This window comes from Pseudoclavibacter chungangensis, from assembly GCF_013410545.1.
GTDB classification, from domain to species: domain Bacteria; phylum Actinomycetota; class Actinomycetes; order Actinomycetales; family Microbacteriaceae; genus Pseudoclavibacter; species Pseudoclavibacter chungangensis.
Genome location: NZ_JACCFV010000001.1, coordinates 2,657,168 through 2,670,857, shown reverse-complemented (window position 1 = coordinate 2,670,857; position 13,690 = coordinate 2,657,168). Strand labels below are relative to the sequence as shown.

Sequence of the window (13,690 nt, the reverse complement as noted above, 5' to 3'; positions counted from 1 at the left end):
ACGACGACCGGGAGGTACCGACGTGCGCGCACTGGGACGCATTCTCACGTTCACGAGATCGCTCACCCCCTCGTACCTCGTCATCGTCGCCGCGAGCGTGTTCACGAGTGCCGCCGCGCTCGCGACCCCCTTCATCACCGGCGCGCTCACGAACACGATCGTCGAGAACATGCGCACCGGAGCGCCCGTGAGCGACTCGGTGCACGCGGTCGTGCTCGGGATGCTCGCGTACCTCGGCATCGGACTCGCCTCGATCGCGGCGACGGCGATCGGCGGTCTCGTGGGCGACGTCATGTCGGAGCGGATGCGGGCGATGCTCTCGACGCGCTACTTCGACCACCTGCTCAGGCTCCCGCAGTCCTACTTCGACGAGGAGCTCACGGGCACCGTCGTCTCGCGACTCGACCGGTCGATCGTGACGATCACGGAGTTCGCGAAGGTCTTCGCGAACCAGTTCCTCTCGACGCTCATCACGACCGGCGCGATCCTCGTGATCCTGGCGGTCTACGCGTGGCCGATCGCCGTGCTGCTCGCGCTCATCGTGCCCGTCTACATCTGGCTCACCTCGCTCACGTCCCGCCGATGGCAGCGGCTCGAGAACCGGAAGAACGAGCAGGTCGACCTCGCGCGGGGGCGCTTCGCCGAGGTCATCGGGCAGATCCGCGTCGTCGCGTCGTTCGTCCAGGGGCCGAGGGAGGCGAATCGGTTCGACGAACGGTTCACGAGTGTCGTGACGACGAGCGTGAGCCAGTCACGTCACTGGCACGGCATGGATGCGCTGCGCAACGTCGTTCTCACGACCGTCTTCGCGACCATGCTGGGCATCGTGTTCGTCATGACGGCACAGGGGAACCTCTCGCTCGGTGATCTCGTCGTCCTGGTGCAATTGCTCGCGATGGCGGTGACGCCCGTCATGATGATGAGCTGGTTCATCGACGCGTCGCAGCGGGCCGTCGCCGGGTCACGCGACTATTTCGAAGTCATGTCGCTGCCGCCCGATCCCGCGCTCGAACGTGCCGACGACGCGAGCGACGAACCGCTCGAACCGGTTCCGGGCGCGCCGGCGGTCGAGTTCAGCGGCGTCACCTTCCACTACGAGGGTGGGGCCGATGCCGTTCGGGACGTCTCGTTCACGGTGGGGGTGGGTGAGCGGGTCGCGCTCGTGAGCGAGTCCGGCGGTGGCAAGTCGACGCTCATCTCGCTGCTCCTCGGCCTGTACGAGCCGACGGAGGGGGAGATCCTGTTGTTCGGGCGGCCGATCGAGACGCTGTCTCGCGCGACGCTCCGGCGTGCGATCGGCGTCGTCTTCCAGGAGCCGCAGCTCTTCTCGGGGACCGTGGCGGAGAACATCGGCTACGCGGAATCGGAGCCGGACCTCGAGCGGATCGCGGTCGCCGCGGCGCGGGCGAACGTCACGGAGTTCGTGGAGCGTCTGCCCGACGGGTTCGACACGATCATCGGCGAACGGGGGCTCAAGCTGTCGGGTGGTCAGCGTCAGCGGGTCGCGGTCGCACGCGCCGCCTTCAAGGACGCGCCCGTGCTCGTTCTCGACGAGGCGACGAGTGCGCTCGACACGCGCTCGGAGCGGCTCGTGCAGGAGGGACTCGACGAGCTCATGGTCGGCCGGTCGAGTCTCATCGTCGCCCACCGTCTGTCGACCATCGCATCGGTCGACCGCATCGTGACCCTGCGCGACGGCACGGTCGACGAGATCGGCGCACCCGCGGCGCTCGCCGTCTCGGGCGGCCTCTACGAGGAGCTCCTCACCCTGCAGCGCTCGGGCACGAAGGCCGACCGCAAACGCCTGAAGGATCACGGCCTGCGCCTCTGACGCGAGGTCGCCCCGGCCCCGCCCGAACACCCGACCCGACTTCCGGGCGGTTCTCGGGGTTCCGGGTGCCCCGGAACCCCCGAAATCGCCCGGAACTCGGGCGGCTGCCGGGGTGGCGGCGTGTGTCCAGACGTCCTCCCCGCGTCCTCTCATACGCTATGGACGGTTCCGGCGTCGCCGGGACGCCAGAGGCGCGGGCCCCGCGTCGTCCGGAGGGAGCACCACGTGTCGCACCAACCGCCCGTACCTGCGCAACCGCAACCGCAACCGCAACCGCAGGGGATGACGACGGACGAGCCGCCGGGCCTGTTCAGATTCACGTCGACCTGGCCGCCCGCATGGCGCCAGGCGATCCGCCACCCCGGCGAGATCCCGTGGCTCATCGTCGCGATCGTGCTGTGGGCCCTCAACCTCGTCCTCGTGTTCGTGGTCACGGGCCTCTTGTTCAGTGACCCGCGCGCCTTCCAGTCGTCGATCTTCGGCGCCGTTCTGCTGCCGCTCATGAGCACGATGCTGCAGGTCGCGTTCCTCCTGCCGTTCGCCTACCTCCTCATCCGAGGCATCACGTACGCGCAGATGCGCACGAGCGCCACGCGCATGTCGCCGACCCAGTTCCCCGAGGGGTACCGGATGGTCGTCGAGGCAGCGGAGAAGTTCGGACTGCGGCGCGTGCCCGACGCGTACGTCATGATGGGGAACGGTCAGGTGAACGCGTTCGCGGCCGGACACGGACACCGTCGCTTCGTCGTCGTCTACTCGGACCTGTTCGAACTCGGTGGTGAGGCCCGCGACCCGGACGTGCTGCGATTCGTCATCGGTCACGAGGTCGGTCACCTCGCCGCCGGTCACGTCGGCTACTTCCGACTCGTCGTGAGTTCCGCGCTCGCCCAGGTTCCGCTCCTCGGCAACATCCTGAGCCGTGCGCAGGAGTACACGGCCGACAACTACGGGTACCACTACCACGCCGCCGGTGCGTCCGGTCTGCCCCGCCTGTTCGGTGCGGGCAAGTACCTCAACGGTGCCGTGCAGGTCGACGAGTTCACCGACCGTGCCCTCACCGAGCGGGGCTTCTTCGTGTGGGTCGCGAACCTCGTCGCGACGCACCCCGTCGCCACGTGGCGTTCGCTCGCCCTGCGCAACCGGATGATCCCCGGCGCCCTCTTCCTCATGCCGAAGGGCACGATCGTCGGCCAGAGCGTCGTCCCGCCCGGGCAGATCCGGTCGGCGGACTGGCCGACGCCGACCGCGATGCTGCGCTACCTCGACGCGAATCCGTCGGCGCACGCGAGCTTCCCGACCCCCGTCATGCAGCCCCTGCCGCCGCGCGCCCCGCTCTCGCCGGGCTGGTTCCAGCCGGGGCCGGCGCTCGGTGGGCCCGGAAGGGGCGGCCCAACGCCCGGTCCCGGTGGCGGTGTGCCCGGGCAGGGCGGCCCGATCGGTGGCGGCCCGACCCCGGGCGGTTACGGCGGGCAGGGATACGGCGCCGCCGGGCAGGGCCCGGGCGGCGGCGTGTCCGGTGGGGTCTTCGACCCGAACGGGCGACCGTCCGCCGGGGCCGGTCAGACCCCGCAGGGCTACGGTGCGCGTCCCGACGGCGAACAGCCGCGCGCCCCGCAGGACGGAACGGGCGCCGGGCAGGGGGCGAACGGTGCCGGCACGTCGGCATCGCCCGCGCCCGACGCCCCCTGGTTCGGGGCGACGCGGCCGAACGAAGACGGCGGCAGCGCGTACGGTCCGAGCGACCGGTCGGCGTCGCCCACCTCCCACGGGACGTCCTCTGCGCTCGGATCGTACCGGTCGCCGAGCAGCGGGACGTCCGACGAACGCGCAGCGGGCGGTTCATCCGCCGACGGCGCGGGGTCCTCGCCCGAGGTGACTCGGCGGAGCCTCCGGGCACAGGAGTCGCACGCCGCGGGCAGCGGCGACGCGGACGCGGCGGGGACGTCGACGACGGCCTCGGGTGAGCAGGGCTCGTGGCCGACCGTGCCCGGTGCCCCGTCCGCATACGGTTCGAGTGGTTCGTTCGGCTGGTCGGCCCCGAAGGCCGACGGACGTCCGGATCGGGATGGCGGCTCGTCGAACTGAACGACCGCGTGTCCGGTGACGGGCCCGCGAGCCATGACGGCTCGCGGGCCCGTCCGCGTTCCGCGACGGCGACGTTGTGCGCGCACCGGCACGCGTCGTGCGCGAACGATCAAGGCGTGTGGAGGCGCTCGCGCGAGGATCGGGGCACGACATTCATCAGAGAAGAGGTGTCATGGAAACCTACGAGAGCCTTTTGGCCGCGGTCACGGTTCCCGAGAGCGAGGGCCGTCCCGTCATCGATCCTGCGACGGAGGAGGTCTGACTCGCCCCGGCATGTCCGGAGAGCTGTTTGCTGGTGTCAGCCGGCTCTTTCAACCGGTTCGTTGCGAGCGTAGTCGAGTTGCTCGACCTCGAGGGGTGTGAGGTCGTCGATGGAGCCGTGGGTGCGTTCGGTGTTGAACCAGAGCACCCAGGATGCGGTCGCCGCCTCGACCTGATCGACGTCACGCCAGGGACCTTCGTGGTGGATGAGTTCGGACTTGTAGAGCCCGATCTGCGATTCCGCGAGAGAGTTGTCGTAGGCGTCGCCGACGGATCCGACGGACGGGTCGATGCCTTCGTCGACGAGCCGATCGGTGAAGGCGATTGACGTGTAGACGCTGCCCGCGTCGGTGTGATGCGTGAGCCCCTCGAACCCGGTGATGCCTTCGCGGCGGCGGGTGAAGAGAGCCATGTCGAGGCAGTCGAGCACGAGCGGTGTGGTCATGCTCGTCGCGGCGCGCCAGCCGATGATGCGGCGGGAGTGCGCGTCGAAGACGAACGCGACGTAGACCCATCCAGACCACGTCCACACGTATGTGAAGTCCGCGACCCAGAGCTGGTTCGTGCGGAACCGGGCGAAGTGTCGGTCGACGAGGTCCGCGGGGCGGGTCTCGCGCGGATCCGTGTCGACGGGACGCTTCCGCTTCCCGCGGAGCACGCCGGCGATCCCAAGCTCACGCATGAGGCGCTCGAGCGTGCAGCGCGCGATGTCGTGACCGTCACGGCGGAGCCGCAACCAAAGCTTTCGGGCCCCGAGCACCTTGCGGTGCGCCTGCCACGCCGCCAGGATGATCGGCTTCCACCGCTCATCCGAAACGGCCTGGGATGACGGTCCGCGCCCGCGGGCGTCGTAGTAGGTCGATGGGGCGATCTTCACGCCGTGCTGGGTGAGCACAGCGCAGATCGACTCGACACCCCATCGGAGCCCGCCCTCGGTGCGGTCCTTGTGTTCGTCGATGAAGGCGACTATCGCTTGTGTGGCCGGTCGAGTTCGGCCGCGAAGAAAGCTGAAGCCGCCTTCAAGATCTCGTTCGCCCGCCGCAGCTCGGCGTTCTCCCGCTTCAGGCGCTTGATCTCCACCGCCGCGTCAGTCGTCACACCGGGCCGGTCTCCCGCGTCGACCTGCTCCCGACGGATCCAGGTGCGAATCGTTTCCGGCGACCCGATGCCGAGCATCTGCGCGACCGCGGTCATCGCCTGATACTCGCTCGGATAATCGGCCCGCACCTCGACGACCATACGGACAGCGCGCTCACGAAGCTCGCGCGGATACTTACTGGGACGTCCCATAAGACAGATCCTTCCAAGGAATCCTGTCTCCGGACACACCGGGGCGAGTCAGTCATCGGCCACGCGCCGGTCCAGACCGTCGACGATCTGGAGGTCGCGGTCGAGGCCGCGAAGCGCGCGCAGCCCGCCTGGGAGGCGCTCGGTCACGCGGAGCGTTCGCGGATCATGCTCGAGGCCGCGGAGGCCCTCGACCGATCCGCCGAGGCGCTCGCGCAGCTCGTCGCCCACGAGCAGGGAAAGCCGCTCGACGGCCCCGGGGCTCGTTTCGAGGCGGGTGGTTGCGCGGTGTGGATGCGGACCGCGGCGACGACGCCGCTCGAGCCGGAGACCGTCGTCGACGACGACTCGGGGCACGCGGTGCTCAACTACCGGGCGATCGGCATCGTCGGGGCCATCAACCCGTGGAACTGGCCCGCACTCATCGCGATGTGGCAGCTCGCGCCGTCGCTGCGGATGGGGAACGCCGTCGTCATGAAGCCCGCGAGTGACACGACCCTGAGCGTGCTCGCGATGGCGGCGATCGTGAACCAGGTGCTGCCGGAGGGCGTGTTCACCGTCGTCGCCGGTGGCGGGGAGGTGGGGGCCGCGATCACGAAGCACCCCGCCTTCGGCAAGATCATGTTCACGGGTTCGACGCCCACGGGGAAGTCGATCGCGCGCGACGCGTCCGACAACCTGGCCAGGCTCACGCTCGAGCTGGGCGGCAACGACGCCGGGATCGTCCTTCCGGACGCCGATCCGAAGGCGATCGCCGAGGGGCTGTTCTGGGGCGCGTTCATCAACACGGGACAGACGTGCGCGGCGCTCAAGCGACTGTACGTGCACGACTCGATCCACGACGAGGTCGTCGCCGAGCTCGTCGCGTTCGCGAAGAACGTGCCGATGGGCCCGGGCTACGAGGCGGAGAACCTGCTCGGGCCGCTCACGAACCGGGGTCAGTGGAACATCGTCAACGATCTCGTCGAGAAGGCGAAGGCCGACGGGGCGACGATCGCGCTCGGCGGGAACCCGGACGCGGACGCGCCGGGGTACTTCTACCCGGCGACGATCGTGACCGACGTCACCGACGAGTCCGAGCTCGTGTCCGAGGAGCAGTTCGGGCCGGCACTGCCCGTGTTGCGCTACACCGACCTCGACGACGTCATCGCACGCGCGAACGCCGTCGACGTCGGGCTCGGGGGATCGGTGTGGTCGAGCGATGTCGCGTCGGCGCGCGAGGTCGCCGCGCGAGTGCAGTCGGGAACCGTGTGGATCAATCAGCACGGCACGCTGCACCCGCTCGTCCCCTTCGGTGGCATCAAGTCGTCGGGCTACGGTCTCGAGTTCGGGGTGGAGGGCCTGAAGGCGGTCGCGGTACCGCAGGTCATCAGCGGCTGAGTTCGGCATCGCACGCGTGGCCGGCTCGACGTGTCGAGCCGGCCACCGATATGTGTTTTGGCAGGATCGTCAACGAACCCTGGTTTCAGGGGCTTATGAGCAAGAGGACATCGCACTATCTGCGAACGTTCAGCTCCCGCTAAGCTGAGTGCGCGCTCGCTGTCCCGAGTCGCTCATCTTCGGGGAAGGCCCTGCTCCATGACCACTCGTTCCATCGTGCGGCGCGCGCTCAACGCGGCCGTCGCCACATTCATCGCGGGCGCGGGTGTGCTCGCATTCGCCGGCGTAGCACAGGCGGCGCCCGCCGCCGTTGCGCCGGTGCCTGCCGGCGTCGGCGGAGACACCTGCCCCTCGCAGGTGCTCGACGTCGCCATCCTCATCGACACGACTGGATCGATGTCGGGTGCGATCAGCGCCGCGCAGCGCACCGCGATCGAAGCGGCCCAGAAGATTGTCGACGCGGGTGGGAAGGTCGCGCTCGTCGAGTACCGCGACCGCGGCGACGACCCGGAGGTGCGGACCGCCACCGACTTCACGAGCGATCCCGCGGTTTTCCAGGCGGCAACCAACACTCTGACGGCGAACGGTGGTGGTGACACGCCCGAGGCTTCGCTGCACGCCATTAACCGCGCGCTGAGTGATCTCAAGTGGAGCACCGGTTCCGCGCGGTCAATCATCCTGATCACCGACGCGCCGTACCACGACCCGGACGAGATCAACTCGGCAGAGACGACCGCCACGACGGTCGCCGCGCTCAAGGCAGCCAACACGCAGCTTTTCCCGATCCTTACGTACGCCGGGCTGCGCTCGGACTACGAGACGCTCGTCAACGGCGCTGGTGGCTCGATTACGACCCTCGAGGGTGCCGGAGCCTCCGTCGACGAGATCATCAAGCAGGTCATCGACGACGTCGTGTCCCGCCCCTGGGTTCGCTTCGTACCGGAAACCTTCTCGGCCGGGGCGGGTGAGTCGGTCGCATTGCCGACTGAGTCGGGTGCCGACTGCAAGCCGCTCGAGGTCGCCAGCTGGTCGTGGGAGTTCGTCGACGGGGGGCCCGAGACTACCGACACCGACACCGGCACCGCATCCGCGAACTACGCGACGCCTGGTACCTACACGGTCCGGGTGACGCTCACCACGGTTGACGGTCAGACGGCAACGACGACGACGACGGTGACCATCACGGCCCCCGTGACGCCGACGCCGACCAATACGCCCACGGAGACGCCGACCGAGACGCCGACGCCCACGGCGTCGACGTCGATCCCGCCGACCACGCCCGCCGCGGCTCCGAGCCCGAGTGCCACGAGCCCCGCGCTCGCGAACACGGGAGCCGACGGTGAGGGTGCCCTGATCGCAGCCGGCATCGCTGGTGCCGCCCTGATCGCCGGCGCCGTGCTCCTGCTCGCGCGACGCCGTTCCGCCTAGCGGGCGACCGCACGAACGAGGTCGGCCCCACCCGCTCGGGTGGGGCCGACCTCGTTCGTGTGTGCTGCGCGTGCGGACCGACGCGCCGTCAGCCGTTCGGTGGCAGGGCCTGCCCGGGCTGGTAACCGCCCGGGACCGGCGGCACCCCGGGCTGCGAGCCGTACTGCGGGATGCCGCCCTGCGGTGGAACGGGTGCGTACGCGGGGAGCGGTCCCTGCGGGGGGACGCCTCCGGTGTAGGCCGAACCGGGGAACGCGCGAGCGGCCTGCACGGCGACGGGGCGGCCGTCGGGTCGGGTGATGCGAACGGCGGTCCCGTACGCGCACACCTCCGTCCAGGCGTTGCCGATCTCCGACGAGTCGAAGCGCATCGCGACGACGGCATTCGCGCCGAGACCGAGCGCGTCGTCGACCATGCGGCCCATGACCTGCATGCGCGCCTCGGCGAGCAGGCGCGTGAACTCCGGGATCTCACCGCCACCCATCGAGCGCCAACCCGCGGTCCAGTTCGCGCCCATGTCGCGGGCGCGGACCGTGAGGCCCATGACCTCGCCGAACACGTCGACGATGTCGTGGCCCGGGACTTCGTTGGTGGTGACGACGATCACGGTCTTCCGTCCTCGCTGGACGCCGGGGCGGCGTCGGTTCCGGCGGGGGCCGATTCCCTCCGCGGTCCCATCCTGGCAGGGACGCGGGCTCGCGGGATCGTCCCGCGGGCGGACGCGAGGCGACGAGCGGCCGCGCGCCTAGACTGGAGGTCCTGGTTCGTCAACGAAGGGACCCGTCCGTGACCGATCGCCTCGACCTCGCCATCATCGCCGGAGACGGCATCGGCCCAGAAGTGATCGGTGAGGCGGTGCAGGTGCTCGAGGCCGCGCTCCCCGACGGGGTGGAGCTCGTGACGACCGAGTACCCGTTCGGTGCCGGCCACTACCTCGAGACGGGTGAGGTGCTCGACGACTCGAGCCTCGAGGCGCTCGCGAAGCACGACGCGATCCTGCTCGGCGCGGTCGGTGGCGACCCCGCCGACGAGCGCCTGAAGGGCGGCATCATCGAGCGCGGGCTGCTGCTCAAGCTGCGCTTCGCGTTCGATCACTTCGTGAACCTGCGTCCCTCCGCGATCGTGCCCGGGGTCTCGAGCCCGCTCGCCGATCCGGGCGAGGTCGACTTCATCGTCGTGCGGGAGGGCACCGAGGGGCCCTATGTCGGCAACGGCGGCGTCGTCCGCGCCGGCACGCCCGCGGAGATCGCGAACGAGCTGTCGGTCAACACGGCGTTCGGGGTCGAGCGCGTCGTGCGCGACGCGTTCACGCGCGCCGCGGCGCGTCCGCGCAAGCACCTCACGCTCGTGCACAAGAAGAACGTGCTCGTCAACGCGGGGGTGCTGTGGCAGCGCGTCGTGGACGAGGTCGCGACGGAGTTCCCGGAGGTCACGACCGACTACCTGCACGTCGATGCCGCGACGATCTTCTTCGTGACGGACCCCGCGCGATTCGACGTCATCGTGACTGATAACCTGTTCGGAGACATCCTCACCGATCTTGCCGCCGCCATCGCCGGGGGCATCGGGCTGGCCGCCTCCGGGAACATCAATCCCACCGGCGCGTACCCCAGCATGTTCGAACCGGTCCACGGCTCGGCGCCCGACATCGCGGGCCAGGCCAAGGCCGATCCAACCGCGGCCGTGTTGTCCGTCGCGCTCCTGCTCGAGCACGTCGGCCACCCCGAGGCCGCCGCCCGAGTCGTGGCGGCCGTCCGCGAGGACCTCGCAGCGCGAGGCACGACCCCCCGTTCGACGGGCGAGGTCGGTGCCGCGATCCGCGAGCGGCTCTGATCCGACCCTCCTCGGGGCCCCGGCGGGGGCACCCGAATCGACAACGCATACAAGGAACCTGATGACCACCGCAACGACCGCCCCGCTCACCTTCGCGACGACGCGCAATCCTGCGCCCGCGAGCGCCGAGACGCGAGAGGCGGTGCTCGCCGACCCCGGGTTCGGCAAGCACTTCACCGACCACATGGTCACGATCGACTGGTCGATCGACGAGGGGTGGCACGACGCGCGCGTCGAACCGTACGGCCCGCTGCAGCTCGATCCCGCCTCGGCGGTCCTGCACTACGGCCAGGAGGTCTTCGAGGGGCTCAAGGCCTACCGTCACGCGGACGGATCGGTGCACACGTTCCGTCCGGAGCGCAACGCCGCCCGCCTGCGCAACTCGGCCCACAGGCTCGCGCTGCCGGAGCTCTCGGACGAGGACTTCGTCAACGCGATCCGCGAGCTCGTCACGATCGACGAGGCGTGGGTGCCGGCCGCGGGCGAGGGCAAGGCGCTCTACCTCCGGCCGTTCATGATCGCGTACGAGAACTTCCTCGGTGTCCGCTCGGCCCACACGGCGCGCTTCATGATCATCGCGTGCCCCGCGGGGTCCTACTTCTCCGACCCGACGAAGCCCGTCGACATCTGGCTGAGCGAGGAGTACTCGCGCGCCGGTCGCGGCGGGACGGGAGCCGCGAAGTGCGGCGGCAACTACGCGGCGTCGCTCCTGCCGACGAACGAGGCGTACGCGAACGGCTGCGAGCAGGTGCTCTTCCTCGACGCGGCGGAGGAGAAGTACCTCGAGGAGCTCGGCGGCATGAACATCGTGCTCGTCGGTGCCGACGGGACCGTCTCGACGCCGCTCAGCGATTCGATCCTGCCGGGCATCACGCGCGACAGCGTGCTGGAGCTCGTGGAGGCGGCGGGGCACCGGGTCGAGCGTCGCCGCATCTCGATCGACGAGTGGCGCGAGGGTGTTGCCTCGGGCGAGATCGTCGAGGCGTTCGCGTGCGGCACGGCGGCGGTCATCACGCCGATCGGCATGCTCAAGTCGCCGCACTTCACGATCGAGAACCCGCGCGTCGACGCCGATTCGCTCAGCATGCGCATCCGCGCGAAGCTCACGGGCATCCAGAACGGCGAGGTCGCCGACGAGCGCGGCTGGCTCACGCGCCTCGTCTGATCGGCCCGCGCAGCTCGGACGTCGACGCCCGCACCGCACGGTGCGGGCGTCGACGCGTTCGGGGCCGCGACGCAGGATCACGTCCGATTCAAGTGCATAACTTACTTATGATATAAATCTCTTATGAAACGCGTGACACGTGACGAGGTCGAGCGCCTCTCGTGGGTGCTCGAGCGGCTCGTGCGTCGGCTCCGTGCCGAGGCCGCCGCGAGCGGTCTCTCGCCGTCCATCGTCTCGATGCTCACGGCGCTGGACCACGAGGGGCCGACGCGGGTGACCCCGCTCGCACGTCGTCTCGGCATCTCGCAGCCCGCCGCGACGCAGCTCGTGACCCGGCTCGTCGACGACGGCCTCGCCGAGCGACGGACGACCGAGGCGGATCGCCGTGCGGTCGAGGTCGCGCTCACGGACGCCGGGCGCGACACGATCGCGGCGCGTCGTGCCGGCCGTGCGACGACCCTCGCGACCCTCCTCGACGCGCTCGGCGATGACGATCGTGTCGCCGTCCTCCAGGCGCTCGGGCCGCTCGAACGGCTCGCTGCGGCCGCGGAGGCGAACGACGGCGTCGAGGTCGTCGGCGCGGGCTGAGCCGCGCCGTCACCCCCAGATCCATCCCGACGGACCGCCCGTACCGACGGCCCGCCTCACATCACCGAGTGAGAGGAATCCGTCCGTGAGCAGTTCGCACGGCAGTACCCCCGACCTGCGTCGACAGCCGAAGGCCGTGTGGGCCGTCGCGTTCGCGTGCGTCATCTCCTTCATGGGGATCGGCCTCGTCGATCCGATCCTGCCGTCGATGTCCGAACAGCTCGGGGCGTCGCCCTCGCAGATCTCGCTGCTGTTCACGAGCTACCTCGTCGTCACGGCCGTCGCGATGCTCGGTGTCGGCTGGGTCTCGAGCCGCATCGGCTCGAAGTGGACGCTCGCGCTCGGCCTCGCGATCATCGTCGTGTTCGCGGCGCTCGCCGGCTCGGCGGGATCCGTCGACGGGATCGTGCTCTTCCGTGGCGGCTGGGGGCTCGGGAACGCCCTGTTCATCGCGACGAGCCTCGCGGTCATCGTCGCCTCGGCGAGCGGCGGCTTCTCGGGCGCGATCATCCTCTACGAGGCCGCGCTCGGGATCGGCATCGCGGCCGGCCCGCTGCTCGGCGGACTGCTCGGTCACCTCAGCTGGCGTGGTCCGTTCTTCGGCGTCGCCGTGCTCATGGGCATCGCGCTCGTCGCGACGCTCCTGTTCGTCCCGCGCACCCCGGCCCCGGTCGAGAAGGTGTCGCTCGCGGCACCGCTGCGCGCGCTCGGCCACCGCGGCCTCCTCACGATGGGGATCGTCGCGCTGCTCTACAACTGGGGCTTCTTCACGATGCTCGGCTACGCGCCGTACCCCATGCACCTCGATGCGCTCCGGCTCGGCCTCGTGTTCACCGGCTGGGGCCTGCTCGTCGCGCTCTTCGCGGTCGTCGTCGCGCCGCGCCTCCAGCGTCGCTTCGGCACCGTGCCCGTGCTCTACGCGAACCTCGCGTGCCTCGCGGTCGTCATGGCGGCCATCGCGATCGGCGTCGACACCTCCGCCGTCGTCATCACGGCCGTCATCGCGTCCGGGGCGTGCATCGGCGTCAACAACACGTTCATGACGCAGGCCGTCATGCTCGTCTCGCCCGTCGAGCGTTCCGTCGCCTCCTCGGCCTACGGGTTCGTCCGGTTCATCGGCGGCGGGCTCGCGCCGTGGATCGCCGGGGTCATCGCCGATGCGTCGGGGCCCGCGATCGCGTTCGTCGTCGGTGCCGCCGCGTTCGTGATCGCCATCCCGGTGCTTGCCTCGGGACATCGGCTCCTCGCCGCTGCGGAGGACCGTGAGGCCGATGTCGAACCCGCGGCGACGGGCGCCGAGGCGGGGCACGGTGCGCTCGAACTCGTCGGCGCCGCCGTCGCACCCGTCCGCCCCGTCGTCGTCGCGATCGACGGGAGTGCGGCGGCCGCGTCGGTCGTCGACGCGGCGTCGTCGATCGCGCGCCGCGACGGGGCGCCGCTCGAGATCGTGCACGTGCGGGAGACCGATGTCGTCGAGGAGCTCGCGATCAGCCCCGAGACGCGCGACGAGGCACGCGTCGTCGTCGAGGCGCAGCTCGCGAGGATCGACGGGACGGACGTGACCGCGAGCGGTGTCGTGCTCGAGAGCGTCGGCGACCACGCGGCAGCGGGCCGGTCGCTCGCGCTGCACGCGGCCGACGTCGAGGCGCGCTGCGTCGTCGTGGGGCGATCGACGGGCGGTGCGCTCGCGCGAATCGTCGACGGCAGTCTCACGACCGCGCTCGCGGACGCCGGGGCGGGGCAGCTCGTCGTCGTCGGGCCGTCGAACGACTCCGCGGTGGCGTGACGACGACCGCCGGTCGTGCACGCACGTCCGCCGCGCTGGCCGCGCC

The 13,690-nt window shown here is 70.3% G+C and carries 10 protein-coding genes; 8 read left to right on the top strand and 2 right to left on the bottom strand.

The window, feature by feature from the left end; genetic code table 11:
- The first annotated feature begins 22 nt into the window (after positions 1 to 22).
- On the top strand, positions 23 to 1,831 hold the full coding sequence (locus tag HNR16_RS11830) for an ABC transporter ATP-binding protein (protein ID WP_158040036.1): 1,809 nt from the start codon (positions 23 to 25) through the stop codon (positions 1,829 to 1,831).
- Positions 1,832 to 2,113: 282 nt separating this feature from the next.
- Entirely contained in the window at positions 2,114 to 3,916 is a 1,803-nt protein-coding gene (locus HNR16_RS11825; protein ID WP_225737808.1) for a M48 family metallopeptidase, read from the top strand.
- A gap of 298 nt (positions 3,917 to 4,214) precedes the next feature.
- Here the strand turns inward: HNR16_RS11825 and HNR16_RS11820 are convergent.
- Positions 4,215 to 5,467, bottom strand: a protein-coding gene (locus HNR16_RS11820) for an IS3 family transposase (protein ID WP_179558138.1) whose coding sequence is annotated in 2 segments (ribosomal slippage) — positions 4,215 to 5,185 and positions 5,185 to 5,467 — 1,254 coding nt in all. Because the reading frame shifts where the segments join, the coding sequence is not laid out codon by codon here.
- On the opposite strand from HNR16_RS11820, the gene HNR16_RS11815 reads away from it, so the two are divergent.
- Both HNR16_RS11815 and HNR16_RS11810 read left to right on the top strand, forming a co-directional pair.
- Entirely contained in the window at positions 5,447 to 6,844 is a 1,398-nt protein-coding gene (locus HNR16_RS11815; RefSeq protein WP_179558369.1) for an aldehyde dehydrogenase family protein, read from the top strand. The two genes, HNR16_RS11820 and HNR16_RS11815, sit on opposite strands and share 21 nt — an antisense overlap.
- A gap of 198 nt (positions 6,845 to 7,042) precedes the next feature.
- Complete coding sequence (locus HNR16_RS11810) at positions 7,043 to 8,272, top strand: VWA domain-containing protein (protein ID WP_158042096.1); 1,230 nt, start codon at positions 7,043 to 7,045, stop codon at positions 8,270 to 8,272.
- Between the two features lie 88 nt (positions 8,273 to 8,360).
- Here the strand turns inward: HNR16_RS11810 and HNR16_RS11805 are convergent, their stop codons facing one another.
- Entirely contained in the window at positions 8,361 to 8,879 is a 519-nt protein-coding gene (locus HNR16_RS11805) for a YbjQ family protein (RefSeq protein WP_158042097.1), read from the bottom strand.
- A 179-nt stretch (positions 8,880 to 9,058) separates the two neighbouring features.
- On the opposite strand from HNR16_RS11805, the gene HNR16_RS11800 reads away from it, so the two are divergent.
- The 4 genes from HNR16_RS11800 (at position 9,059) to HNR16_RS11785 (ending at position 13,644) form a co-directional block, all read left to right on the top strand.
- Positions 9,059 to 10,105: a 3-isopropylmalate dehydrogenase gene (locus HNR16_RS11800; RefSeq protein WP_158042098.1), complete on the top strand. Its 1,047-nt coding sequence runs from the start codon at positions 9,059 to 9,061 to the stop codon at positions 10,103 to 10,105.
- 61 nt (positions 10,106 to 10,166) lie between these two features.
- On the top strand, positions 10,167 to 11,270 hold the full coding sequence (locus HNR16_RS11795) for a branched-chain amino acid aminotransferase (protein WP_158042099.1): 1,104 nt from the start codon (positions 10,167 to 10,169) through the stop codon (positions 11,268 to 11,270).
- Between the two features lie 123 nt (positions 11,271 to 11,393).
- A complete protein-coding gene (locus HNR16_RS11790) occupies positions 11,394 to 11,858 on the top strand; it encodes a MarR family winged helix-turn-helix transcriptional regulator (RefSeq protein WP_158042100.1) in 465 nt (154 codons plus the stop codon).
- A gap of 85 nt (positions 11,859 to 11,943) precedes the next feature.
- The gene (locus HNR16_RS11785; protein WP_225738000.1) at positions 11,944 to 13,644 is read left to right on the top strand and encodes an MFS transporter; all 1,701 of its coding nucleotides are present in this window, start codon (positions 11,944 to 11,946) and stop codon (positions 13,642 to 13,644) included.
- The last annotated feature ends 46 nt before the right edge of the window (positions 13,645 to 13,690 follow it).